Origin of the sequence: Streptomyces sp. NPDC051987, from assembly GCF_040680735.1 — a bacterium.
In the GTDB taxonomy this organism is placed as follows: Bacteria; Actinomycetota; Actinomycetes; order Streptomycetales; family Streptomycetaceae; genus Streptomyces.
Genome location: NZ_JBFAXI010000035.1, coordinates 42500 through 67307, shown reverse-complemented (window position 1 = coordinate 67307; position 24808 = coordinate 42500). Strand labels below are relative to the sequence as shown.

The following is a 24808-nucleotide window of genomic DNA, read 5'->3' as shown; positions in this document are numbered from 1 at the left end:
AAAACACTTTGGAACAGTCCTGGTCACCGGCTGTGCTCCGGCGAATGCTCCCCGTGTACATCCTTGCGCTCGCGTGCGCGCCGCACGGCTGGGGCATCGCATCCCTCGACGCGACGTCGAGCGGGGAGGTGCGCCGTGCACGGACCGGCTTCGCCCGGCTGGCTGCTGGTGGCGCTGTGCGCGGCGACCGGGGCCTACTGCCTGCTGCGGATGCGCAGCAGAGTCGAGGAGCAGCGGCGCGCCGCAGGAGGTGAGGCGCTGATGGGGTTCGGCATGGCCGTCATGGCCGTGCCCGCGACGGTGTTCACCCCGCCGGGGTGGGCATGGCCGCTGTACGCGGCGGTCTTCGGCGCGGCCGCGCTGCGCGCCCTGTGGAGCGCCCGCAGCAGTCCGCACCACCTGCACCATCTGGTGGGGGCTGCGGCGATGGTCTACATGGCGGTGGCGATGGCGGCCGCCCCCGGCGCCCGTCATCACGGCGGCGCCGGAGTCCCGCTGGTGACCGGGCCGTTGCTGCTCTACTTCACCGGCTACGTCCTGGTGTCCGGCGCCCGGCTGGTCCCGGTCGCGGTGGCCGCCGGGGCGGGTGCGCTCCGGTGGGGCGACCGGCCCGAGCTGGCGCGGGCGTGCCGGCTGTCGATGGGGATCGGCATGGTGGCGATGCTGCTGGCGCTGTGAGGACGCGACAACTCCCGCGGCGCGGACGTTGTCTGCGTCACTTCAGCCCGGCCGGCTGTACCCGCGGGCGGTTCCCCGCTCATAGGGTGCTGGCCATGATGGTCCCCGTGGCACTGCTGCTGCTAGGCGCCCTGACCGCCGTGACCGGCCCCCGGCTGCTGGCCCGGGCCGACTGGACGGACCGGGAGCCGGTGGTCGCGCTGTGGGTGTGGCAGTGCGTGGTGGCGGCCGTCCTGCTGTGCTGCGCCCTGTCGATGACGCTGAGCGCGGCCGCCGCCTGGCAGGCGGTGCGCGGCCACGTGTTCGCGAGCGCCCCGAGCGGGGTGGCGGACGCGTACGCGCCGGGAACGACGGGCCCCTGGGCGGCCGTGACCGCGGTGGCCCTCGCCTGCGCCGGGCTGTGGAGCGGGGCGATGCTGGTCCGGGAGATCGCGCGGGCCAGGTCGAGGCGCAGCCGGGAACGGGCCGAACTCCTGCTCCGCGCGCCGCTGTTGCCCGGGGAGGAACCGGCCGACGGCCGGCTCGTGGTGCTGGAGGGGGACCGTCCGGACGCCTGGTGGCTGCCCGGAGCCGCACCCCGACTCGTCGTCACCACCGGTGCGTTGCGCCGCCTGAAGGGAAGCCGGCTGGACGCGGTCCTCGCCCATGAGCAGAGCCACGCCCAGGCCCGCCACGACTGGCTGCTGCACTGCTCGGACGCGCTGGCCGGCGGATTCCCGCAGGTCCCGGTGTTCGCCGCGTTCCGCGACGAGATGCACCGGCTGGTCGAACTGGCCGCCGACGACGTGGCCTCCCGGCGCCACGGCCGTCTCACCACCGCCCTCGCCCTGGTCGAACTCAACGAGGACCGGGGCGTGTTCGGCCCCGGACCGACCGCGCACGCCCATGTCCCGCAGCGGGTCCACCGGTTGCTCACCGCCCCGGACCGCCTCCCGGCCGGGCACCGGCTGCGGTTGACCGCGACGGCCGCCCTGGTCCCGGTGATCCCGGTACTGGTCGCACTGGTACCGAGCCTGCGCGCCCTCGGGTGAAGCCGGGGCCGGCAGGGGAATTGCCCTGAGGGCAATGATTCGGCAAAGATCGCGTCATGCGCCCCCCGCCCAGCGACCGCCCCGCTCCCCTTCTCACGACCGCCGTGCTCGCCCTCTCCTCGGCGCTGCTGCTCGCCCTCGTCGCCGGCGAGTGGCCGCCCCTGGTCGCGGTGGACGAGGACATCGCCGGCGCCGCCCACCGCTGGGCCGTGGCGGACCACGCCACCACGCAGGTGCTGCGGGTCCTGACGGACTGGGTGTGGGACCCGCTGACCATGCGCCTGCTGTGCGCGGCGGTCGCGGTCTGGCTGGTGTGGCGGCACGCGGCCTGGTGGACCGCCCTGTGGCTCGCCCTGACCTGCGCGCTCGGCACGGTCGCCCAGCAGTCCCTGAAGGCCGCCGTCGGCCGTCCGCGCCCCGTGTGGCCCGACCCGGTCGACTCGGCCCACTACGCCGCCTTCCCGTCCGGGCACACCATGACGGCCACGGTGGTGTGCGGCCTGCTGCTGTGGCTGCTGCACCGCTGCGGCACCCGACGCGCGATATGGCGCACGGCGCTGGCCGCGGCCGGGCTCTCGGTCGTCGGTGTGGGCCTGACCCGGGTGTGGCTCGGCGTCCACTGGCCCTCCGACGTGCTCGGCGGCTGGCTGCTCGGGGCGCTGGTGGTGGCGCTGGCGGTCCTGGCGTACGAGTGGGAGCGCGACGGCCGCGGACACCCTCACCCGTAGCCGGCGCCGCACCCGGCCGTCGGCAGCACCGCCGCATGACTGCCGTGCGGCCGTCGGTAGAGTCCGGCGCATGACTGCCGTGCTCTTCGACTTCTCCGGGACCCTCTTCCGGATCGAGTCCGCCGAATCCTGGCTGCGGGCGGTGCTCGCCGAGGCCGATCTACCGCTGACCGACGCCGAGTTGACGCGGGCCGCGCGGGCGCTGGAGGTGGCCGGGGCGCAACCCGGCGGAGCCTCCCCGGCCGCGCTGCCCGAGGAACTGGCCGCGGTGTGGGCGGTGCGTGACGAGAGCGCGGAGCTGCACCGGGCCGCGTACACCGGCCTGTCCCGGCGGGTGGTGCTGCCGGATCCGGCACTGCACGACGCGCTGTACGAGCGGCACATGGACCCGCGGGCCTGGACGCCGTACCCGGACGCCGCCCGGGTGCTGGGCGCGCTGCGCGAGCACGGGATCGCGGTCGGCGTGGTCAGCAACATCGGCTGGGACCTGCGCCCGGTCTTCCGCGAGCACGGGCTCGACGCGTATGTGGACGCCTACGTGCTGTCGTACGAGCACGGTGTCCAGAAGCCGGATCCGCGGCTCTTCACGGTGGCGCTGGAGGCGCTCGGAGCGGCGCCGGCCGAGACGCTGATGGTCGGGGACAGCAGACCCGCCGACGGCGGCGCGGCGGCGCTCGGCTGCCGGGTGCACTTCGTGGACCACCTGCCGGCGGCCGACCGGCCGGACGCGCTGCTGGCGGTCCTGGACCTGGTGGGCGTGGCCCGCCGACCGGCCGCGCCCACCCAGGCCTGAACGATCGCACCGCCCGCCCGAGACGCTCCCCCGTGTCGCCCCGGGCGGACGGCAGCCCTGAGCAGGGCCCGCGCAGGGCGGAGCCCCGCTGCGTCGATTATAGTTGGCTGGCAGCCAGTCAACGCAGGAGTTCCAGGATGTCCCCCCGCAGCCCCTCGGTCAATGAAGAATTGCGCAGGCGATCGCGCGAGCGGTTGCTGCAGGCCGCGGTGGAGCTGGTCGACGAGCACGGTTTCGAGGCGACGACACTGGGCGCCATCGCGGACCGGGCGGGCTCGGCGCGCGGCCTGGTGTCGTACTACTTCCCCGGCAAGCGCCAGCTGGTCCAGTCCGCCGTGCACCGGCTGATGCACCGCACGCTGGAGGAGGCGCTGGAGCACGAGCCGCGCACCGAGGACGGCCGGGAGCGGCTGGCCCGTGCCATCGACGCGATCCTGGGACTCGCCCACGACCGGCCGGTGCTGATGCGCCAGCACATGGCGGGGCTGCTCCAGGGCGAGGGGTTCGTGCAGTGTCCCGAGCAGCGCAGGCTGGCGGAACTGCTGGGCGACACCGTCACCCGGTACGGCTCGCACCGGGTCGACGTCGACTACCCCATGCTGCGCGCGATGCTGATGGGAGCGGTCTACGCGGCGCTGGTGCCCGGGGTGCCGATGCCGATCTCGGCGCTGCGGGCGGAGCTGTTCGAGCGCTACGGGCTCGACTGGGAGCTGGGCACTCCCCCGGAATCCGCGCCGGCGACCGAGCGGCAGGACCTGTCCCGGTTCTTCGCGACCGAGGACCGGTCCCAGCCCGGCTCCGGGTCCGGGTCCGGCTCCGGGTCCGGACCGGGCTAGTCGGCGTCGGGCGCACCGTCCACGCACGTGCGGTCAGATGATCGCACCAGGCGACCGTGGGCGCGCGTCCGCGTCACCCCTGCGGCCCCTGTCGAGGGGGCCGGGCCGGTGGGATGCTGGAGCCACCAGCCCCTCGGGCAAGGAGTCCCCCTGTGTTGCGTGTCGCCGTCGTCGGCTCCGGGCCGAGCGGGTGCTACACCGCCCAGAACCTCGTCCAGCTCGACCCCACGGTCCGCGTGGACGTCCTGGACCGGTTGCCGTGCCCGTACGGACTGGTGCGCTACGGCGTCGCCCCGGACCACGAGAAGATCAAGTCGCTGCAGGGGAACCTGCGCGCCGTCCTTGAGCACGAGCGGGTGCGGTTCCTCGGCGGCGTCCGGGTCGGGGGCGCGGGCGGGCTGCCGGTGGAGCGGCTGCGGGAGCTGTACCACGCGGTGGTGTACTGCGTCGGCGCGGCCACCGACCGGCGGCTCGGCATTCCCGGCGAGGAGCTGCCGGGCAGCTGGTCGGCGACCGAGTTCGTCTCCTGGTACAGCGCGCATCCGGACGCGATCGACGCCGGGTTCGTGCGCGACGCCCGGTCGGCGGTGGTGATCGGGGTCGGCAACGTCGCGGTGGACGTGGCCCGGATGCTGGTCCGGGGCGCGGCCGAGCTGAGCCCCACCGACATGCCGCAGGAGGCGCTGACGGCGCTGGCGGCGAGCCGCATGGAAGAGGTCCACGTGGTGGGCCGTCGGGGCCCCTCGCAGGCCCGGTTCACCACCAAGGAGCTGCGCGAGCTCGCCGGGCTCCCGGGGACCGGTGTCCGCGTCGATCCGGCCGAGTTGGCGCTCGACCCGGCCTGCGCCGACCCGTCCGCGCTGCCCGCCGCCCAGCGCCGCAACGTGGAGGTGCTGCGCGGCTGGGGCGAGGCCGGCGACCGGAGCGCGGACCGGCACATCCGGCTGCGCTTCTTCCTGCGCCCGGTCGAACTGCTCGGCGACGGCGGACGGGTGGGCGCGGTGCTCTTCGAGCGCACCGAACCGGACGGGGACGGCGGGGTGCGCGGCACCGGGCGGTTCGAGACGGTCGAGGCGCAGTTGGTGCTGCGGTCGGTCGGCTATCGCGGGGTGCCGCTGGACGGGCTCCCGTTCGACGAGGAGAGCGGCACCGTGCCCCACGAGGCGGGCCGGGTCCTGCACAGCTGCTTCGGCGCGTCCGGCGACTACGTGGCCGGCTGGATCAAGCGCGGCCCGACCGGTGTCATCGGCACCAACCGGCCCGACGCCAAGGAGACGGTGACCTCCCTCCTGGCGGACGCGCCCGCCCTGCTGCGCAAGGAGGTGCCCGAGGATCCGGTCGCCGCGCTGCGCTCGGCGGGCATCGAGCCGGTCGGGTGGGCGGGATGGCAGGCGATCGAGCGGGCCGAGGCCGCGCTCGGTGCCCGGCTCGGGCGGAGCGTGGTCAAGCTGGCCGACTGGAACTCCCTGCTGACGGCGGCGCGCTCGGGGTCGTAGCGGAGTCGCACGCGATCAGGTGGGCCTGACACGTAGCGGCAACGAGCCGGACATCAACAAACTGTTCAACCCGCTTACCGTCTCGTGGTGTCCGGATGTCATCCCCGCTCTGGAGTCCCCATGGCCCCCACCAGCGCCTCCGTCCATCCCGTCGACGAGGTCCCACCCGTAGGGCAGTTGGCCGCCTTCGGCCTGCAGCACGTGCTCGCGATGTACGCGGGCGCGGTCGCCGTGCCGCTGATCGTGGGCGGCGCGATGAAGCTGTCACCCGCCGACCTGGCCTACCTGATCACCGCCGACCTGCTGGTGTGCGGTATCGCCACCCTCATCCAGTGCGTCGGCTTCTGGCGCTTCGGCGTCCGGTTGCCGATCATGCAGGGCTGCACGTTCGCGGCGGTCTCGCCGATGGTCCTCATCGGCACCACGGGCGGCGGCCTCCCCGCGATCTACGGCTCGGTGATCGTGGCCGGTCTGGCGATCATGCTGCTCGCGCCCGTCTTCGGCCGGCTGCTGCGCTTCTTCCCACCGCTGGTCACCGGCACGGTGATCCTGATCATCGGGGTCTCGCTGCTGCCGGTCGCGGGCAACTGGGCGGCGGGCGGCGTGGGCGCGAAGGACTTCGGGGAGCCGAGGAACCTGGCGCTGGCGGCCTTCGTGCTCGCGGTGGTGATCGGCGTGCAGCGGTTCGCGCCCGCCTTCCTCGCCCGGATCGCGGTGCTGGTGGGCATCGCGGTGGGCCTGGCGGTGGCGGTGCCCCTGGGTTTCACGGACTTCGGCGGGGTCGGGGACGCCGACTGGCTGGGCATCAGCACGCCGTTCCACTTCGGGGCGCCGGCGTTCCGGGCGTCGGCGATCGTCTCCATGCTGGTGGTGGCCCTGGTGACGATGACCGAGACGACCGGTGACCTGCTCGCGGTCGGCGAGCTGACCGGCCGCACGGTCGAGCCGCGCTCCCTCGCCGACGGGCTGCGCGCCGACGGCCTGTCGACCGTCCTCGGCGGTGTCTTCAACACCTTCCCGTACACGGCGTACGCGCAGAACGTGGGCCTGGTCGGCATGACCCGGGTGCGCTCCCGCTGGGTGGTCGCGGCGGCCGGCGGCATCCTGGTGCTGCTCGGTCTGCTGCCCAAGCTGGGCGCGGTGGTGGCGGCGATTCCGGCGCCGGTGCTGGGCGGCGCGGGGCTGGTGATGTTCGGCACGGTCGCGGCGAGCGGCGTGCGCACCCTGGCGGCCGTCGACTTCCGCGGCAACGGCAACCTGACGGTGGTGGCCGTCTCGGTGGCGGTCGGCGTGCTGCCGGTGGGCGTGCCGACGGTCTACGCGAGGTTCCCGGACTGGTTCCAGACGGTGATGAACAGCGGCATCAGCGCGGGCTGCGTGACCGCGCTCGTCCTGAACCTGCTCTTCAACCACCTGCCGTCGAGGGCGGATTCGGCGCCGGAGGCGGTGCCGGGTGGCGCGGAGTCCGCCTGAGCGGTCCGGTGCGAGCGGCGCAGTGCCGTCACCGACCGCGGCACCGTCGCGGCTGATCGCGCCGTTCCCCGCGCCCCTTCAGGAAGCGCCGACGGACCCCGGCTGAACCGACTGACACCGTCATCCGACCGCGGCACCGTCGCGGCTGATCGCGCCGTTCCCCGCACCCCTTCAGGGAGCGCCGAGGGACCGCGGCGGAAGCGGTTGGCCGGGGTCTGCGGCTAGGCGGAGGGGTCGGTGGAGAGGTGCTCGTGGACGGCCTGCCAGGCCCCGTCGGCGGTGCGGTGGAGGACGATGGTCTCGCGCTCGCGCAGCACCTCCTCGCCGGCCGTGGTGGCGATGCGGGTGGTCACCGCGTGGGTGAACACGGCCGTGTCGCCGAGGAGCTGGAGGCGGCGGTCGGCCGAGTCGCAGGACAGGACGCGGAAACCGTCCTCGTCGCTCCACTTCTGCCACAGCGCCCGGTACTCCTGGGCGGAGTCCAGCCGCCGGTCGGTGGTGTGGAAGACGAAGGTCGCGTCGGCCGCGAAGGCGTCGAAGTAGTCGTCGGTGCGGCCCTCGGCGAAGGCGGCGATCAGGGCGTCGGCCGCGGCGAGGGCGGTGTCGTGGTCGTGGTCGTGGCTCAAGGATTCGGCTCCGAGATCCGGGCCACGGCGCGGACGGGTGCGCCGTCCGCGCCGGGCAGGTGCAGGGGAAAGAGGCTGACGTGGACGTCGTGGCCGGCGTGCTGGGCGTCGAGGACCTCGGCGAGACGGGTGAGGTTCTCGGCGATGACGGCGCCGGCGCCGCACAGGACACGGTGGGCGGGCAGCGTCTCACCGGGCGTCGGGTCGACGCTGAGGGCGTCGATGCCGACCGTGCGCACGCCCCGGGCGACCAGCAGGGCGGCCGCCTCCTCGGTGAGGTGGGGGTGGTCGTGGTAGGCGCCGGTGCCCCAGTGCGCCGACCAGCCGGTCGCGATCAGCACGATCCGGCCGGCCGGGACGCGGGCGAGCAGGTCGGCCCCGATGCCCGCCCGGGGCGCCAGGCCCCGGGCGTCGACGACGTGGGCGGGGCCGTCGAACCGGTCCAGCGGCAGCTGGTCCAGCGCGGGCAGGCCGTCCTCGATGTGGGAGGGGGCGTCCACGTGCGTGCCGGACTGCGAACCCATGTGCACCTGGAGGACGTTGACCCCGTCCTGGGCCGCGGTGAGCGCGGGCCGGATGTCCACCTCGGGGTCGCCGGGGTAGACCGGCATGCCGGTGCGGAGCGGCACGGACAGGTCGATCAGGCGCACCCCGCTCACACCTCCGCCGGCTCCGGGGCGACGACGGGGGCGCCGTCGGCGGCGGTGATCGGCGGCACCGGGGTGTCGACGGCGGGCACCAGCCGCGGGCCCTCGGGGCCGAACACCGCGCGGGGTTCGGGGAAGAGCCACAGCAGGGCCAGGTAGAGGACCGCGGCCAGGCCCAGGCCGACCAGCAGCGAGATGTCCACGCCGCCCGCGAGGTCGCCGAGGGCGCCGACGAACTGGCCGGGGAGGTTGACGAACTGGACCGCGAGCAGGGCGGAGACCAGCCAGGCGCTCATGCCGCGCCAGTTCCAGCCGTGCGTGAACCAGTAACGCCCGCCGCGCTGACGGCGGTTGAAGACCTGCAGCGAGTCGGGGTCGTACCAGCCGCGGCGGGTGAGGAAGCCCAGGGTCATGATGACCATCCACGGCGCGGTGCAGACGATGATCAGCGTCGCGAAGGTGGAGATCGACTGGGTCAGGTTGGCGGCGAAGCGGCCGACGAAGATGAAGCTGATCGACAGGACCCCGATGAACACGGTCGCCTGCACCCGGCTGAACCTCGGGAAGACGCTGGCGAAGTCGAGGCCGGTGCCGTAGAGCGAGGTGGTGCCGGTGGACATGCCGCCGATCAGCGCGAGCAGGCAGACCGGCAGGAAGTACCAGGAGGGCGAGACGGCGAGCAGTCCGCCGACGTAGTCCGGGGCGCTCGGGTCGAGGAAGTTCCCCGCCTTCGCGGCGATGATCGAGGCGGTCGCCAGGCCGAAGAAGAACGGCAGGATCGTCGCCGTCTGGGAGAGGAAGGCCGCGCCCATCACCCGGCGGCGCGGGGTGTCGGCGGGGATGTAGCGGGCCCAGTCGCCGAGGAAGGCGCCGAAGGAGACCGGGTTGGAGAGCACGATCAGCGCGGAGCCGATGAACGCCGGCCAGAAGCCGGGGGTGCTCAGCGAGTGGAAGCTGCCCTGGTAGCCGGGGTCGAAGTCGCCCCCGAAGGCGAAGAGGCCCAGCACGAACAGCAGCGATGCGGCGGCGACCGCGATCTTGTTCACGAAGAGCATGAACCGGAAGCCGTAGATGCACACCGTCAGCACCAGCGCGGCGAACAGCCCGTACGCCAGCGCGTAGACGCCGTCGTCGGTCGGGAGGTGGAACATCCGGTGCGCGCCCCCCACGAGGGCGTCGCCGGAGGACCACACGGAGATGGAGAAGAACGCGACCGCCGTGAGCAGGGAGAGGAAGGAGCCGACGACCCGGCCGTGCACGCCCAGGTGGGCGGAGGAGGACACCGAGTTGTTGGTGCCGTTCAGCGGGCCGAAGACGGCCAGCGGCGCGAGGATCAGCGCGCCGACGGCGAGTCCGAGGCCGGTGGCCGCGAGGCCCTGCCAGAAGGAGAGCCCGAACAGGATCGGGAAGGCGCCGAGGACGCAGGTGGCGAAGGTGTTCGCGCCGCCGAAGGCGACCCGGAACAGGTCGAGCGGCCGCGCGGTGCGGTCGGCGTCCGGGATGCGCTCCACCCCGTACGTCTCGATCTCGGTCAGCGCCGGGGCGTCGTGCTGCTCCGTCTGGTGGCTGGGGGTCATGTCTGCTCCTCGCGAGGGCCGGCGGAGTCCAGGGTGAACAGGCTGATCAGGTCGTAGGCGACGTGGGACGCTGCGACGGAGGTGATGTCGGCGTGGTCGTAGGCGGGGGCGACCTCGACGACGTCGCCGCCGACGAGGTGGAGTCCGGCGAGGCCGCGCAGGATCTCCAGCAGCTCGCGCGAGGTCATGCCGCCCGCTTCCGGGGTGCCGGTGCCGGGGGCGTGCGCGGGGTCGAGGACGTCGATGTCGACGGACACGTACAGCGGCCGGTCGCCGATGCGCTGCCGCAGCGCGTCCACCGTCTCGTCGACGCCGCGGCGCAGCACGTCGGAGGAGGTGACGATGCCGAACCCGAGCCGGCGGTCCTCCTCCAGGTCCCGCTTGCCGTACAGCGGGCCGCGGGTGCCGACGTGGCTGAGCGCCTCGGTGTCGACGATGCCCTCCTCGACGGCGCGGCGGAACGGGGTGCCGTGGGTGTACTCGGCACCGAAGTAGGTGTCCCAGGTGTCGAGGTGGGCGTCGAAGTGGAGGACGGCGACCGGTCCGTGCCGCTCGGCGACCGCGCGCAGCAGCGGCAGCGCGATGGTGTGGTCGCCGCCGATGGTCACCAGCTTCGTGCCGTCGGACTGCAGGCGGGAGGCCTCCTGCTGGACGGTCGCGATCGCCTCGTCGATGTCGAACGGGTTCACCGGGATGTCACCGGCGTCGGCGACCTGCGCGGTCGCGAACGGCGACACGTCGAGCCCCGGGTGGTAGGGGCGCAGCAGCCGGGAGGCCTCGCGCACCGCGGCCGGGGCGAACCGGGCGCCGGGCCGGTAGGAGACACCGGTGTCGAAGGGAACTCCGACGACGGCGATGTCCGCGCGCGGCACCTCGTCCAGCCGCGGCAGGCGGGCGAAGGTCGCCGGTCCCGCGTAGCGGGGAACGCGGGAGGAGTCCACGGGTCCACGGGGCTGGGTCGTCATCGGGCACCTTCCTGTCGTGAGGGGGGCGTGCACCGCCGGGTGGGCGGACCCCTGGGCGGAGCGAGTGATTCCGCCGGCCGGGGGATGCCTCAGTCTGCGGACGGCCGCCGACCAGGGTCAATTGTCGACAGCACAAAGAACTACAGTTGCCCTGTGTCCGACCACAAAGCCGCGTCTCGTTCCGTCCTCACCGTCGGTGACCTGCTGTCGTTCCCGGCGCTGCAGATCCGCCTGCTCGCGGGCGGCGGCGGCCTGGGCCGCACGGTCTCCTGGGCGCACGTCAGCGAGCTGGAGGACCCCACGCCCTGGCTGCAGGGCTCGGAGGTCCTGATGACCGTGGGTCTCGCCGTGCCCCGCGGCGGCGAGGCGCAGCGACGCTACCTGGAGCGGCTCGACGACGCGGGCGTGGCGGCGCTGGTGCTCAGCACCCGGTTGCGGACCCCGCCGCTGCGGCCGGCCTTCCTCGCCGCGGCCGAGGAGCGCGGCTTCCCGGTGCTGGAGGTGCCGCTCGCCGTCCCCTTCGTCACCATCGCGCAGGAGGTCGCCGCCGCGGTCAGCGAGAACTCCGCCGAACGGCTCGGCGCCCAGCTCCAGGTCTTCGGCGCGCTGCGCTGGATGGCCGAGGAGAACCTCGACATCCCCGCGCTCTTCGCCCGCCTGGAGCAGCTCAGCGGCTACCGCCTCTTCCTGTGCGCTCCCCAGGGGCGCCCGCTGCTGCCCGGCGTCGCCGCTCCCGAGGACCTCTCGGTGCTGCCGGCGAACCCGGACGCCCCGCCGACCGTGCCGGGCGGCTTCGTGCTGCCGGTCCTCGGTCCGGGTGGCGCGGCAGGCTACCTGGTGGCGCTGGAACGGGCGGGCGCCCGTCCGGCCGGGCTGGCCGTCGTGCAGCACCTGGCGACCGTCGCCGCCCTGCGGCTCGCGATGGTCCGCCAGGAGCGCGAGGTGCTGCGGCGGGAGGGCGCGGAGACCCTCGCCGAGATGCTCCAGGAGACCCTCGACGCGGCCGGCGCCCAGCGCCGGCTGGCCCACCACGGCCTGGACACCCGGCGGCCCGTCGTCCTCGCGGTGCTCCGGCACACCCAGGACGAGCAGCTGGACGGCGCCCTGTCCGACCATCCGCACCTGGCCCTGCGCCGCGGTGACGACCGGCTGGTCCTGGCCGAACCCGGCTTCACCGAGGCCCTGGCCGACCTGCCCGGCGCGGTGTGCGGGGTGAGCCGCCCCTTCACCGTCGGCGAGCCGCTGCGGGTCGCCCGGCGGGAGGCGGAATGGGCGGCCGGACGCGCCGGGGAGGCGGGCAAGCCGCTCATCCACTACGGCGAGGACGCCACCGGACGCTGGCTGCCCGAGGACCGCCGGCTGCTGGCGGCGCTGGTCGAGCAGGTGCTCGGCGAGGCCCTGCGCTACGACGCGGCGCACGGGTCACAGCTGCTGGTCTCGGTCCGCACCTGGATGGAGCGCGACCGCCGCACCGAGGACGCCGCCGCCGCCCTGCACATCCACCCGAACACCCTCGGCTACCGGCTGCGCCGGTTCGGCGAGGTGACCGGCCGGGATCTGTCGACGACCGCCGCCTTCACCGAGGTCTGGTTCGCCGTGCGCGCGGCGACCGAACTCGGCGTGGCGGTCGGGGGTCCGTAGCCCCGCCTGCTCCCGGCCGCGCCCGGCGGCACCCGCCCCGGCGCCAGGACCGGGTCCGGGGTCACCGGGGCGTGCGGAACAGCCCCGCGGGCACCGCCGCCGCCAGCGCCCCGTATCCCGTCGGGTTCAGGTGCAGCCAGTCCCCCACCTGAAGGCCGGCCCGCAGCCGGGTCGGGTCGGCGGGGTCCCGTACCGCCCGGTCGAAGTCGATCACGGCGTCGAAGTGTCCCCGCCCCCGGATCCACGTGTTGACGCGCTGCCGGCCCGCCTCGCGCACACCCGCGCCGTCGTCGTAGGCGTTGCCGCCGAAGGGAAGCAGGGTGGCGCCGTAGACGCGGATGCCCTGGGCGTGGGCGCGCACGACGATCTGCCGGTAGGCGGCCACCAGGTCGTCGGCGACCTGCTGCTGGGCCTGCGGGGTGGCGGCGGCGGTGCCGATGTCGTTGACGCCCTCGAAGACGATCAGCCAGGAGACCCCGCTGCGGGCGAGGACGTCCCGGTCGAGCCGGGCCAGGACGTTGGGTCCGAGGCCGTCGTTGAGGACCCGGTTGCCGCCGGCCGCCTGGTTGAGCACGGCGAGGTCCGGGGTGCCGGACCCGGACCGCAGACGGTCGAAGAACTGGTCCGGCCACCGGTCGTTGCCGTTGGTGGTGGATCCCCGGCCGTCGGTGAGGGAGTCGCCGAGGACGGCCACGGCCCGCGTCGCGGCGGGCGCCAGGACCTCGACGTCGCTCAGCAGGTACCAGTGGTCGACGGCGGTCGCCCCGGTCAGGTCGAGGTCCTGGGTGTGGTCGCCGGCGACGAGGTACGACGTGGTGCGCGACCCCGGGTGGGAGGTGAGCGCGAGGTCGGGCTGGCCCTGCGCGGTGTACGCCGTGACGGTGAGCTCGGACCCCGGGGCCAGCTCGAAGTCCACGGGATCGGAGACGACCTGGGCTCCGACGGGCACGACGGTCGCGGCGCGCCCGGCGAACGTCACCCGCTGCAGGCTGCCGGGGACGATCCCCGACACCCCGGCCCGTCCACCGGCCGGCAGCGCCACGGTCACCGCGGTCAGCGGCAGCGCGGTGTCCCCGTAGGCGTTGGAGAAGCGCAGCCGGAGCCGGTGGGCGCCGACGGTCACGCGGACGGTCTGCCGCAGGGTGGTGTCGACCAGGACCGACTTCTCCCCGGTGAACGGCGCGGGCGGCAGGTTGGCGGCCTCGGTGAGCTGGGGCATCCCGGTCCAGGTGTTCACCCAGTGGTCGGCCCGGACGGGGTGCGTGGCCACTCGCAGGGGCCCGCGGGCCAGGGCGGTGACGGCGGTGACGGTCACCAGCAGGGCGAGGGCGAGGACACAGGTGCTGAGCAGCGCGGCGAGGGGCGTGCGGCCGGGCTGCGGTGTCCTGCTGGGCTGCGGCTTCACGGGGACCCTTCCGGACGGGGGGTGGCGGAGCCGTCGTCGACTGGCCGCCGACGGGAGCTTCTGCATGGTGGCATGAGCATGCCCCTCTATGGAAGCGCTCCCACACCACTTCGACCGACGCGGCGGGCTCGGAACTCATGCTGCGCGAGGCGTTGACTAGAAAGCGCTTGCATCCTACGTTCCGTTCAGCACCCTGACCGGCGAGCCCAAGTGGTCGCCGTTTCCGCAGGTGCCGGAACTAAGTGTTCCGCGGACTGAATTGCGATCATCTACCTGATCAACTCCGTGGATCGCAGGCAGAACCCCCACTCCACTCGAAAGAAGGCATACGGGACATGACTTCACGAGCGCGGAGCAGTGCACGCGCACCACTGGGCGGACTGGCCGCCCTGGGGCTCTCTATTGGCATGGTCATGACTACCGGGACGTCGGCGGACGCGGCCACCTGGCCGACCGCGAACGGCAGTCAGGCCGTCACCGCGACCATCAAGCTGTCCGGCACGAAGGACTACGGGATGCTGCGCCTGTACGGCAGCGGCGACCTGGGCACCGGCGGACAGAGCGAGAACCAGGACCCGATCCTCGATCTGGCGGCCGGCACCGTCCTGAAGAACGTCATCATCGGCGCGCCCGCCGCGGACGGCATCCACTGCGAGGGCAGCTGCACGCTGCAGAACGTGTGGTGGGAGGACGTCGGCGAGGACGCGGCGACCTTCCGCGGCTCCTCGTCGTCCAACGTGTACACCGTGTCGGGCGGCGGCGCGAAGGAGGCCAGCGACAAGGTGTTCCAGTTCAACGGCGCCGGAACGCTGAACGTGTCCAAGTTCGCGGTGCAGAACTTCGGCAAGCTGGTCCGCTCGTGCGGCAACTGCTCCAAGCAGTACAAGCGCACGATCAACCTCGACACCGTCGAGGCGACGTACAGGGGCACCGCGCTGGTCGGCATCAACACCAACTACGGTGACAGCGCGACCCTGAAGCACATCACGATCGTCGGCGACAGCGGCAGGAAGATCGTGCCCTGCCAGAAGTACATCGGCAACAACACGGGCGCCGAACCGCCGACGAACGGGAGCGGGCCGGACGGGACGTACTGCAAGTACACGAGTTCGGACATCACGTACAAGTGATCCGGGGCACCGGTCCGCCTCCCGCCGGGGGGCGGACCACCCGGCCCCCCGACCGTCAGGACATCGGAGGGGAGTTCGCGGCTTCGGGGGAAGACCGGCGTTCCGCGCAGTGACGCGGTGCCGGACCTGGGGTGGGCCGGGCGGCTGTGCGCCGCGCCGGCGTCGAGGACTCCGCCCACGTCATGACGGCCGTGGCGGTGACCGTCACGGCCTGCTCGGTGCCCAGGGCCAGGGGCTCCGAAGGCTGACTCGCCGCCCTGCTCGGGCAGTCGGGGCGGTCTACTCGTACCAGACGCCGGCGATGGTGCCGCGGTGGGTGGTGGCCCGGGTGCCGGACGGCAGTGCGGCCTGGTCGAGGTCGCCGCGGATGTGAAGGTAGAGGTCGGGCGTCGGCAGGCCGGTGGTCTGGATCCAGCCCCGGCCGTGGACATGGCCCGCCGCCGTGAGCGCTTCCGCCTGCCCGTCGGGCGCGTACCGGCGGTTGTAGAGCTGGTTGAGGGTCTCGTCCCGGTCGGCGAAGGCGTAGCGGGCGGCGTAGGCGTAGCCGTCATGGAGCCAGACGTAGAGCACGACCGGCCGGAGCAGGGCCGTGCGCATCCACTCGGCGGTCCGCCGGGCGAGTTCCTGCGGGCTGCCCTCGGCGTTCAGCGCCCAGGCAGACGGGCGGTCCGGCAGGGTGAACAACTGGTTGTGCAGGCGGTCGCCGCGTATCCGGTCGCCGGAGAGGTGGACGCCGACGTCGATCAGGCTCAGCCGGCTCTCGGGGTCGCTCAGGGTGATGTACGCCAGCAGCGCGTCCTCGGCATCCGGTCGGCTGATCTCACCGCCGCCGCCCTCGGAGGGCCACTGCGCGGTGTGTGAGCGCAGCGCCTCCACGAAGGCGCGCTCGGGCCCGGTGATGTCCAGGTCGAGGTGGTCGTCCGGCTCCTCGAGTTCGAACCATCGCGGTGACATGACCGGGACCCTATGCGTGCCGGGCGGCGGGGCGCGAACGGGTTTGTGCCCGCGGCCGGGGCTGCCCGGGTGGGCTGCCCCCGGCGGCAGCGCGCACTCACTGGCTGACGGACGTCCCGTACGAGCGGCGGCAACGCTGCCGTGCCGGCACGGGGCCCGTCCGTCGCCCGCCGTGGCCGGAGAACCGTCAGTCGGACGTGTCCCGCGGTGGCTCGCCCAGTTCCGCCCGGTAGGTCGCGTACGCGGCGCGGAGTTCGTCGCCGGGCCAGTCGGGGGGCAGGAGTTCCGGCGGCAGGACCGGGTCGGTCAACAGGTGACGTACCGCTGCCGCGAAGACCGTGAAGCGGTCGGCCGGGAGGCGGGACGCGGAGGCTCGGGTGAGCAGGGCGCGGGCGGTGCCGGCCCAGGTGGTCAACGGCCAGAGATCGGCGGCCAGTTCGCGGGCCGGCCGGTCGGGGCGGGCCGTATAGGACTGGGTGGTGTCCGCCAGGTCGGCGGGCAGGTCCCTCGCCAGGTTCGCCGGGCGCAGCCAGACACCCTCCCGGAGTTCCGCCAGACGGAGCGAGGTCAGGCGCGTGCGCAGGTCGGCCCGTGCGGCGGGACCGCGGCCGGTGGCAGTGACGACCAGCATCTCCCAGTCGCCGCGCCACGCGCGCGTGCGGGGCCGTACCGCCTCGTCCTGGCGGCGCTGGCGGGCCAGCAGCCGGTCGCTGAGGCCGTAGACGGCGTCGTCGGTGCGGCGCAGGTCGCCGGCCGCCGTCATGCGGCTGAGCGCGGCCCGGAGCGTGGAGCCGCCGACACCGAAGGGCTCGACGAACCGGATGAGGTCCTTCACCGGAAGCTCCGGCGGGTGCGCGCCCAGCAGCAGGCTCAGCACGACCGACCGCGCGGACAGCGGCCGCAGGCGGACGTCGGCGGGCTCGGCGGACACGTCGTTCATTGCCATGGTCACGTACTGTACGGGCGCGAGGGTGTTGCACTATTGCTGCGATCGCAGGAGTGACGCAACATGAGCTCATGGACTCGACCGTCGCGCTTCCGCAGCCGCAGTACGCCACCCACGACGTCACCAACCAGGCGCCGCCGCTCGCCCCGTACGACGCCTCCGACGATGCGGTGCTGATCGAGGGGCTGCGCCGGGAGGGGGCCGAGTGGGCCGAGGAGGGGATCCGGCGGCTCGGTGTGCGGGCCGGGAGCGCGCAGGCGCAGGAGTGGGGCGAGCTGGCCAACCGGCACGAGCCGGAGCTGCGCAGCCACGACCGGTACGGCAACCGGATCGACGAGGTCGACTTCCACCCCAGCTGGCACCACCTGATGCGGGTGGCGGTGGCGGAGGGGCTGGCGGGGGCCGCCTGGGCCGACGACCGGGTGGGCGCCCATGTCGCGCGGACCGCGGGCGGGCTGGTCTGGGGGCACACCGAATCCGGCCATGGCTGTCCCACCTCGATGACGTACGCCGCCGTACCGGCGCTGCGCGCCCAGCCCGACCTCGCCAAGCTGTACGAACCGCTGCTGACCAGCCGGGAGTACGAGCCGGGGCTGCGGGTGCCGACCGGCAAACCGGGGCTGCTCGCCGGGATGGGCATGACCGAGAAGCAGGGCGGTTCGGACGTACGGACGAACACGACCGCCGCCACGCCCACCGCCGAGCCGGGCGTGTACACCCTGCGCGGGCACAAGTGGTTCACCTCGGCGCCGATGTGCGACGTCTTCCTCGTGCTGGCCCAGGCCCCGGGCGGCCTGTCGTGCTTCCTGGTCCCGCGCGTGCTGCCGGACGGCAGCCGCAACCCGTTCCGCATCCAGCGGCTGAAGGACAAGCTCGGCAACCGCTCCAACGCGTCCTCGGAGCCCGAGTTCGACGGGACCGTGGCCTGGCTGGTCGGTCCCGAGGGGCGAGGGGTGAAGACCATCATCGAGATGGTCAACTGCACCCGGCTGGACTGCGTGATGAACTCGGCGACCCTGATGCGCAAGACGCTCGTCGAAGCCGGTCATCATGTGCGCCACCGCAGCGCGTTCGGTGCCCGGCTGGTCGACCAGCCGCTGATGCGCAACGTCCTGGCCGACCTGGCCCTGGAGTCGGAGGCCGCGACCACCCTGACGCTGCGGCTGGCGGGGGCGGCGGACCGCGCGGTGCGCGGGGACGCGCAGGAGCGGGCCTTCCGGCGGATCGCGACCGCCGTCGGCAAGTACTGGGTCACCAAGCGCGGACCGGCCTTCACCGCGGAGGCGCTGGAGTGCCTGGGCGGCAACGGTTACGTGGAGGACTCGGGCATGCCCCGGCACTACCGCGAGGCCCCGCTGCTGTCGATCTGGGAGGGCTCCGGGAACGTCAACGCGCTCGACGTGCTGCGGGCGCTGTCCCGCGAACCCGGCGCAGCCGACGCCCTGTTCGGCGAACTCGCGCACGCGCGCGGGGCGGACACCCGGCTGGACTCGGCCGTGACGCGGCTGAAGAGCGAACTGGCCGAGACCGATCAGGTGGGGGCGCGCCGGGTGGTCGAGCGGACGGCGCTGGCCCTCCAGGCCTCGCTGCTGGTCCGGTACGCCCCGGCTGCCGTCGCTGACGCCTTCTGCGCGACCCGGCTCGGCGGCGACTGGGGGCACGCGTTCGGCACGCTGCCCGCCGGCACCGGGTTCGACGCGATCCTGGAGCGGGCGCTGCCCGGCCGGAACTGATCCCCGTGCCCGCCGCCCGTGACCGGTGACCGCCGGCGGATCGCACACCGTCGTCGTCCGATTCCGCATTGTTGTCAGTGCCGTGGTGCAGACTCCGGAACAGGTGGTACTCGCCCGGGGAGGACAACGTGTTCACGGGGATCGACGAGGTCGACTGGGCCTCGCTGCGACACGCGTACGGCAGCGCGGCGGACGTGCCCGCTCTGCTGCGCGGACTGGCCTCGGCGGACGCGGCCGAACGGGAGGCCGCGCTCGACGGGTTGTACGGCTCGGTGCACCACCGGGGGCACGTGTACGACTCGACGCTCGCCTGCGTCCCGTTCCTCTTCGCGCTCGCCTCCCGCTCGGAGGTGCGGGACCGGGGCGCCATAGTCGAACTGCTGGTCAGCATCGGCGCGGAGAGCGCGGGCCCCCGGGCTCAGGCCGCCGTCCGCGCCGGCGCCGCGGCGTTCGTGCCGCTGGCCGACGACCCGTGCCCCGGGGTACGCCGGGCGGCGGCCGTGGCGCTGGTCCGGTTCCTCGACGAACCGGCGCGGGTGCTGGCGCTGTTACGGCGGCGGCTCGCCGTCGAGCGCGACGAGCGGGTGCTGCCCGCCCTGACCGAGGCCCTGGGGCTGTTCGTCCGCTGCCGTCCCGCCGAGGCGGCCGGGGCGGTGGACCTGCTGACCGCGCAGAGCGGGCCGCCGTACCCCCCGGCCGCACGGCTGGCGGCCCTCGGACAGTTGGCGCTCGGCGCGCCGGAGCGACTGCCCGAGGACCTGGTGCCGACCGCGGTCCGGCTGCTCAGGGAGCGGTCCGCACGGCGGGCGGCCGGCCCGGACGGGGCGGGCACGGACACCCTGGTCGGCCGGATACGGCGGCTGCGGCCGTCGGACGAGGAGGGGTCGTCCCTGCTGCGCACCCTGCACCGGGCGCTCGACGACCGGGTGGCGGACCGGATCGCCCTGCTCGTCGGTCAGTTGCGCAGCCCGGACCCGATGGACCGGTGCAACGCGGTGCGGATGTCGGCCGGGCTGTTCCGTGGCTGGCGGGCGGACTTCACGGCACCCGTCGAGCTGATCGGTGCCCAACTGGGCAGCGAACAGGACCAGTTGCGAGACGCGGCCGTCTCGGTGCTGGCGGAGCTGTTCGGGCTGGCCGCGCCTGCCGCCGACGCGTTGCACGCGCTGGTGACCGGTCGGCCCGACCTGTGGGTCCGCACCTGGGAGCGCAGCAGACCCTCGCTGGGCGGTCCGCTGAAGGCCCTGGCCAGAAGCGGCGATCCGCGTGCGGTGCCGGCCCTGTCGCGGTTGCTGGCGAGACCTGTGGTGCCCGGGGCGCTGGGCTTCGAGATCGTGCATCTGGGCCCGGCGGCGGCTCCGCTCGCGCCCGCGCTGCGGCGCCGGCTCGGCCAGGTCGACCCGGACTCGCCGCAGGCCGCCGAGTCGGCCGCTCCGCTGCTGGCCGCGCTGACCGCGCTCCGGGACCCGGCGGCGGTGCCGGAGGTGCTCCGGCTGCTGCGCGGCGCGCCGGACGGGCTGGGGGCCCGGGAGGCCCTCGCCGGCCAGGCGGTGCGGTGCCTGGACGCCCTGGGGACGGCGGCGCGGGCGGCGTCGCCGGTCCTGCGCGGCCTCCTGGACACCCGGCACGCCGCGGTCGCGGCGGGGGCGCTGTGGTCGGCGGAGGGAGACCCGGACGCCGTGCTGCCCGTGCTGCTGCGCGAGCTGACGCACGGTCGCAGCCGCAGCGCGCGGACGGCGGCCGAGCAGCTGGGGCGGCTGGGCCCGGCCGCCCGCGACGCACTGCCCGCGCTGCGGCGGCTGGCCGGGGCGGGCAGCGTGGGGGAACGGACGGCGGCGGCCGAGGCGTTGTGGCGGATCGGCGGGGATCCGGAGCCCGTGCTGCCGGTGTTCCGGACGGCCTGGTCGGAGAACCCCTACGCACGGGGCGCGATCGCCGGGTGTCTGGCCGCGATGGGCCCGGCGGGCGCCCCGCTGCACGACCTGGTGACGGCAGAACTCGCCGGCCCCCGGCGGCACACGGCACGCCCTGGCGGGTTCGGCAGCCACGACATCGCCCAGGACGAGCGGCTGCTCTCCGACTGCCGCCGGGCGCTGGCGAGTCGCTGACACCGGACGCCGACGACTCGGTCGCGGGAAGCGGTGGCGCGGGTGTTCAGCCGGTCGTCCGGCCCCACTGGGGGCCCAGCCGTGCCCATTCCGCGTCCCAGCGGTCCATCCGCCGCCGCTCCAGCCGCCCGCGCGCGACGAGTCCGGCGACGAACGGCACGGCGGCCGCGCTCAGCCCGACCAGGCCGCCGACCAGCGCGGCCCGGAGGTGGGCCTCGGCGGCCGTGGCGGGCCGGGTGACGAGGTTCCCGCGAGGGTCGGTCCAGACGGTGACGGGGGTGCCGACCTTGCTGCCGGGCGCGACCCGCGCCTGGGCGGTGTACGCGGAGCCGTCGGCGACGGTCCAGCGCACTCTCGTCCAGACCCGTTCACCGTCGGCGGAGTCGGAATTCGGCCCCGCCGACCCGGGAGCCTCGTCCATGACCCGGGCCACGACCGGGTGCCACTCGACACGCTCGCGGGCCAGGCCGCCCTCGACCGACCGGGCCGCCGCCAGCCCGGCGAACACCCCGGCCAGCAGGGTGAACAGCCAGGCGCCGAGCAGTACCCACGCCTCCATCGTGTCGGCCCGACGCTTCAGCGGGTTGCGTCGCCAGCGCCACAGCCAGACCTTCGGACCACGGAACGCCTTCAAAGGCATCCTCCTCACGCGCGCACGGACAGCCCGGACCGCCCTCCCATACGGGAGCGGCCGCCCCGTTGCTCACGGCGAACTCCGTGTCGACGGTCGCACGACCGGCCCCGCCCGCGCAGCCGTCTTCCGGAACCCGCTCCGCCGCCTGGTCCGCACCCTGTTCGACCGGCCGACACGACGGCCGTGACCTGCGCCGACACGATCCCGAGGGGGACTGTCAGTGGCGGGGTGCAGACTGGCCCGTGTCCGAAAAAGGGCTGTGACAACGGCGTCATGGAGGTGGTCGGCATGACCGAGGTACTGCTCGCCGTGGGGACCCGCAAGGGTCTGTTCCTCGGGAGGCGGCGCGGTGGCGCCTGGGAGTTCGACGAGAGCCCCTACTTCAACGCACAGGCGATCTACTCGGTCGCCATCGACACCCGGGGCGAGCGGCCCCGGCTGCTGGCAGGCGGCGACAGCGCGCACTGGGGGCCTTCGGTCTTCCACTCCGACGACCTCGGCCGCACCTGGACCGAACCGGCCCGGCCCGCCGTGCGGTTCCCCAAGGACACCGGTGCCTCGCTGGAGCGGGTCTGGCAGCTCCATCCGGCCGCCGCCGAGCCGGACGTGGTGTACGCGGGCACCGAACCGGCGGCGCTGTACCGGTCCGAGGACCGCGGGGAGAGCTTCGATCTGGTCCGGCCGCTGTGGGAGCACCCGACGCGCGACAAGTGGGTGCCGGGCGGCGGCGGTGAGGGCCTGCACACCGTCGTCACCGACCCGCGCGACCCGAGGGCCGTGACGGTCGCCGTCTCGACGGCCGGCGTGTTCCGCACCACCGACGGCGGCGCGAGCTGGACACCGTCCAACTCCGGAGTCTCCGCGGTGTTCCTGCCCGAGCCGCACCCGGAGTTCGGCCAGTGCGTGCACAAGATCGCCCAGGACGCGGGCAGTCCGGACCGGCTGTATCTGCAGAACCACTGGGGCGTGTACCGCAGCGACGACGCGGGGGCGCACTGGACCGACATCGGCGCGGGGCTGCCGTCCACGTTCGGTTTCGCGGCCACCGCCCATCCGCACCGCGCGGAGACGGCGTACGTCTTCCCGATCAACGCGGACGCCGACCGGGTACCCGCCCAGCGCCGCTGCCGGGTCTTCCGCACGGCCGACGCGGGCCGGACCTGGGATCCGCTGTCGGCGGGCCTGCCGGCGGAGGACCACTACGGCACGGTGCTGCGCGACGCGCTCTGCACGGACGACGCGGAGCCGGCGGGCGTGTACTTCGGCAACCGCAACGGCGAGGTGTTCGCCTCGGCCGACGACGGCGACAGCTGGCGCCAGCTGGCCTCCCACCTGCCGGACGTGCTGTGCGTGCGGGCCGCGGTCGTCGCCTGAGGGCGGGGCTCCCGGAAGGAGGGGAATTCTGTCATCCGCGGCGGCGATCCGGTCGTCGCCGGTCGTGGCGCGAGCGCGGTGACCACTGTGTGATCGCCGCCCCGTGTACGGCAGTAGGGTGACGCCGTGGCACCACGACCCTTGCATGAGATCGTCGAACCGGGCTGGGCGAAGGCCCTGGAACCAGTGGCCGGGAGGATCGCCGCGATGGGCGACTTCCTGCGCGCGGAGATCGCCGCGGGACGCACCTACCTCCCGGCCGGCCCGAACGTGCTCCGGGCCTTCCAGCAGCCCTTCGACGACGTCCGCGTCCTGATCGTCGGCCAGGACCCGTACCCGACCCCGGGGCACGCGGTGGGGCTGTCGTTCTCGGTCGCGCCCGAGGTGCGCCCGCTGCCGGGCAGCCTGATCAACATCTACCGGGAGCTCAGCGCCGACCTGGGCCTGCCCCAGCCGTCCAACGGCGACCTCACCCCATGGACCCGGCAGGGCGTCCTGCTGCTCAACAGGGCGCTCACCACGGCCCCGCGCAGCCCGGCCGCGCACCGCGGCAAGGGCTGGGAGGAGGTCACCGAGCAGGCGATCCGGGCGCTGGCCGGCCGCGGCAAGCCGCTGGTGTCCATCCTGTGGGGCCGTGACGCCCGCAATCTCCGTCCGCTGCTGGGGCAGTTGCCCGCGGTGGAGTCCGCGCACCCCTCGCCCATGTCGGCGGACCGCGGTTTCTTCGGGTCCCGCCCGTTCAGCCGGGCCAACGACCTGTTGATCCAGCAGGGGGGACAGCCGGTGGACTGGCGTCTGCCGTGAACCGCGGGTCGCCCCGGCAGGGCGGCCCGCCGCACGGCGGTACCCGTCGCGAGTGACCTGGTCACCGGGCGGCTCACCCTGCCGGGTGAGGAGAAACCGCACTGCGTCGTACACATAAGACGTGTACACACAAAAGCGGATTGATCCCGTTGGGACGCGAAGTGTCCGACAGGCGACGGAATCACCGCTGAATCATGCGTAACTCATCAGACAAAACCGGACGGATACCGCTCACCTGCACCCTCCCCGAACAAGGGAGCCCAGATAGCCAGTAACATGCGGCGCCATGAGCTCCCCCACTGGGCCCGCCGGCCTGCCAGTACGAATGCCGCGCCCCCGCCAGCCCGGACGGCACCGCCGCCCCGAGCCGCTGGTGGCTCCCGAGGACGCACCCGCTCTCGTCCTCGCGGTGCCGGGTACGCCCACCGCGGCCACGCGTGGCCTCGCCGAGGAGGTCGTGAGCATCGCCCGCTCCGAGCTGCCCGGACTGGACGCCCGTATCGGCTACCTGGACGGGGACGACGCGGAGTTCCCCACCCTCCAGTCCGTGCTCGCCGGTGCCGCCGAGGAGCGCACCGCCCGTTACGAGCAGGCCGTCGCCGCGGGCGTCGAGGGGATCAAGGCTCCCGACGGCCCGGTGGCCGTCGTGGTGCCGCTGCTGGCCGGCCCGGACAGCGCGCTGCTGCGCCAGCTCCGCCACGCGGTCATGGAGAGCCGCGTCGCCGCCGACCTGACCGACGTCCTCGGCCCGCACCCGCTGCTCGCCGAGGCACTGCACGTGCGCCTCTCCGAGGCGGGGCTGGCCCGTGCGGACCGCGCCAGGCTGTTCACCGTGGCCACGGCCGCGGACGGCATCATCCTCGCGTCCGTGGGCGGCGACGAGGCCGTGCAGGCCGCCGGGATCACCGGCATGCTGCTCGCCGCGCGCCTGGCCGTGCCGGTGATGGCCGCGGCGCTGGACCATGAGGGTTCGATCGCCTCCGTCGCGGAGCAGCTGCGGGGTTCGGGGTCGCAGCAGCTGGCCCTGGCGCCGTACCTGATAGGGCCGGAGATCGACGCGGCGCTGGTGGCCGCGGCCGCGGAGGAGGCCGGCTGCGCCACCGCCGAGCCGCTGGGGCCGTACCCGGCGATCGGCAAGCTGGCGCTGGCCAAGTACACGACGGCGCTGGGGATCGCTCCGCAGCAGCCGCAGGGGGCGCCGGTGCGGTGATGCGTTTCGCGCGTCGGCC

Annotated in this window: 22 protein-coding genes; 14 read left to right on the top strand and 8 right to left on the bottom strand. The window is 74.1% G+C overall.

Translation table 11 applies throughout. From position 1 onward, the window contains the following. The first annotated feature begins 135 nt into the window (after positions 1–135). The 7 genes from AB0M11_RS20475 to AB0M11_RS20445 all read left to right on the top strand — a co-directional run bounded on the left by AB0M11_RS20475 (position 136) and on the right by AB0M11_RS20445 (position 7035). Positions 136–678: a DUF5134 domain-containing protein gene (locus tag AB0M11_RS20475; RefSeq protein ID WP_365707367.1), complete on the top strand. Its 543-nt coding sequence runs from the start codon at positions 136–138 to the stop codon at positions 676–678. A 95-nt stretch (positions 679–773) separates the two neighbouring features. Next, the gene (locus AB0M11_RS20470) at positions 774–1709 is read left to right on the top strand and encodes a M48 family metalloprotease (RefSeq protein WP_365707365.1); all 936 of its coding nucleotides are present in this window, start codon (positions 774–776) and stop codon (positions 1707–1709) included. Between the two features lie 56 nt (positions 1710–1765). Continuing rightward, complete coding sequence (locus AB0M11_RS20465; RefSeq protein WP_365707363.1) at positions 1766–2437, top strand: phosphatase PAP2 family protein; 672 nt, start codon at positions 1766–1768, stop codon at positions 2435–2437. 70 nt (positions 2438–2507) lie between these two features. Further along, positions 2508–3230 (top strand): HAD-IA family hydrolase, encoded by a 723-nt coding sequence (locus AB0M11_RS20460; protein WP_365707361.1) that lies wholly within the window; start codon positions 2508–2510, stop codon positions 3228–3230. A 137-nt stretch (positions 3231–3367) separates the two neighbouring features. Then, positions 3368–4066 (top strand): helix-turn-helix domain-containing protein, encoded by a 699-nt coding sequence (locus AB0M11_RS20455; protein ID WP_365707359.1) that lies wholly within the window; start codon positions 3368–3370, stop codon positions 4064–4066. A gap of 152 nt (positions 4067–4218) precedes the next feature. Then, positions 4219–5562 (top strand): FAD-dependent oxidoreductase, encoded by a 1344-nt coding sequence (locus tag AB0M11_RS20450; RefSeq protein ID WP_365707357.1) that lies wholly within the window; start codon positions 4219–4221, stop codon positions 5560–5562. Positions 5563–5682: 120 nt separating this feature from the next. Then, a complete protein-coding gene (locus tag AB0M11_RS20445) occupies positions 5683–7035 on the top strand; it encodes a nucleobase:cation symporter-2 family protein (RefSeq protein ID WP_365707355.1) in 1353 nt (450 codons plus the stop codon). 221 nt (positions 7036–7256) lie between these two features. On the opposite strand, the gene AB0M11_RS20440 is transcribed toward AB0M11_RS20445, so the two are convergent. From AB0M11_RS20440 to speB, 4 genes are read right to left on the bottom strand one after another with little or no spacing between them, the layout of a single operon-like run. Further along, on the bottom strand, positions 7257–7661 hold the full coding sequence (locus AB0M11_RS20440; protein WP_365707353.1) for a nuclear transport factor 2 family protein: 405 nt from the start codon (positions 7659–7661) through the stop codon (positions 7257–7259). Further along, on the bottom strand, positions 7658–8311 hold the full coding sequence (locus AB0M11_RS20435; protein WP_365707351.1) for a cyclase family protein: 654 nt from the start codon (positions 8309–8311) through the stop codon (positions 7658–7660). Before AB0M11_RS20435 ends, AB0M11_RS20440 begins: the two co-directional genes overlap by 4 nt. 5 nt (positions 8312–8316) lie before the next feature. Then, positions 8317–9885: a cytosine permease gene (locus tag AB0M11_RS20430; protein WP_365707349.1), complete on the bottom strand. Its 1569-nt coding sequence runs from the start codon at positions 9883–9885 to the stop codon at positions 8317–8319. After that, positions 9882–10850 (bottom strand): agmatinase, encoded by a 969-nt coding sequence (gene speB / locus AB0M11_RS20425; protein ID WP_365707347.1) that lies wholly within the window; start codon positions 10848–10850, stop codon positions 9882–9884. The genes AB0M11_RS20430 and speB overlap by 4 nt, the downstream gene beginning before the upstream one ends. 153 nt (positions 10851–11003) lie before the next feature. On the opposite strand from speB, the gene AB0M11_RS20420 reads away from it, so the two are divergent. After that, positions 11004–12491 carry a PucR family transcriptional regulator gene (locus AB0M11_RS20420; RefSeq protein ID WP_365707345.1) on the top strand — a complete coding sequence of 496 codons (1488 nt, stop codon included), beginning with the start codon at positions 11004–11006 and terminating at the stop codon, positions 12489–12491. 61 nt (positions 12492–12552) lie between these two features. Here the strand turns inward: AB0M11_RS20420 and AB0M11_RS20415 are convergent, their stop codons facing one another. Beyond that, positions 12553–13842: an SGNH/GDSL hydrolase family protein gene (locus AB0M11_RS20415; protein ID WP_365707413.1), complete on the bottom strand. Its 1290-nt coding sequence runs from the start codon at positions 13840–13842 to the stop codon at positions 12553–12555. A gap of 389 nt (positions 13843–14231) precedes the next feature. Here AB0M11_RS20415 and AB0M11_RS20410 point away from each other — a divergent pair, with 389 nt between their 5' ends. Continuing rightward, positions 14232–15026 carry a pectate lyase gene (locus AB0M11_RS20410; protein ID WP_365707343.1) on the top strand — a complete coding sequence of 265 codons (795 nt, stop codon included), beginning with the start codon at positions 14232–14234 and terminating at the stop codon, positions 15024–15026. Positions 15027–15305: 279 nt separating this feature from the next. On the opposite strand, the gene AB0M11_RS20405 is transcribed toward AB0M11_RS20410, so the two are convergent. Together AB0M11_RS20405 and AB0M11_RS20400 are read right to left on the bottom strand one after the other, a co-directional pair. Then, positions 15306–15980, bottom strand: coding sequence for a hypothetical protein (locus AB0M11_RS20405; protein ID WP_365707341.1), 675 nt, complete (start codon positions 15978–15980; stop codon positions 15306–15308). Between the two features lie 187 nt (positions 15981–16167). Continuing rightward, on the bottom strand, positions 16168–16926 hold the full coding sequence (locus AB0M11_RS20400) for a PaaX family transcriptional regulator C-terminal domain-containing protein (RefSeq protein ID WP_365707339.1): 759 nt from the start codon (positions 16924–16926) through the stop codon (positions 16168–16170). 71 nt (positions 16927–16997) lie between these two features. On the opposite strand from AB0M11_RS20400, the gene AB0M11_RS20395 reads away from it, so the two are divergent. Then, positions 16998–18659: an acyl-CoA dehydrogenase family protein gene (locus AB0M11_RS20395; protein WP_365707337.1), complete on the top strand. Its 1662-nt coding sequence runs from the start codon at positions 16998–17000 to the stop codon at positions 18657–18659. 128 nt (positions 18660–18787) lie between these two features. Further along, positions 18788–20767 carry a HEAT repeat domain-containing protein gene (locus tag AB0M11_RS20390; protein ID WP_365707336.1) on the top strand — a complete coding sequence of 660 codons (1980 nt, stop codon included), beginning with the start codon at positions 18788–18790 and terminating at the stop codon, positions 20765–20767. Positions 20768–20813: 46 nt separating this feature from the next. Here the strand turns inward: AB0M11_RS20390 and AB0M11_RS20385 are convergent, their stop codons facing one another. Beyond that, the gene (locus tag AB0M11_RS20385; protein ID WP_365707334.1) at positions 20814–21407 is read right to left on the bottom strand and encodes a hypothetical protein; all 594 of its coding nucleotides are present in this window, start codon (positions 21405–21407) and stop codon (positions 20814–20816) included. A gap of 282 nt (positions 21408–21689) precedes the next feature. On the opposite strand from AB0M11_RS20385, the gene AB0M11_RS20380 reads away from it, so the two are divergent. The 3 genes from AB0M11_RS20380 to AB0M11_RS20370 all read left to right on the top strand — a co-directional run bounded on the left by AB0M11_RS20380 (position 21690) and on the right by AB0M11_RS20370 (position 24789). Then, on the top strand, positions 21690–22775 hold the full coding sequence (locus AB0M11_RS20380; protein ID WP_365707332.1) for a sialidase family protein: 1086 nt from the start codon (positions 21690–21692) through the stop codon (positions 22773–22775). Positions 22776–22901: 126 nt separating this feature from the next. Continuing rightward, positions 22902–23579: a uracil-DNA glycosylase gene (locus tag AB0M11_RS20375; protein ID WP_365707330.1), complete on the top strand. Its 678-nt coding sequence runs from the start codon at positions 22902–22904 to the stop codon at positions 23577–23579. A 286-nt stretch (positions 23580–23865) separates the two neighbouring features. Further along, positions 23866–24789 (top strand): hypothetical protein, encoded by a 924-nt coding sequence (locus tag AB0M11_RS20370; RefSeq protein WP_365707328.1) that lies wholly within the window; start codon positions 23866–23868, stop codon positions 24787–24789. The last annotated feature ends 19 nt before the right edge of the window (positions 24790–24808 follow it).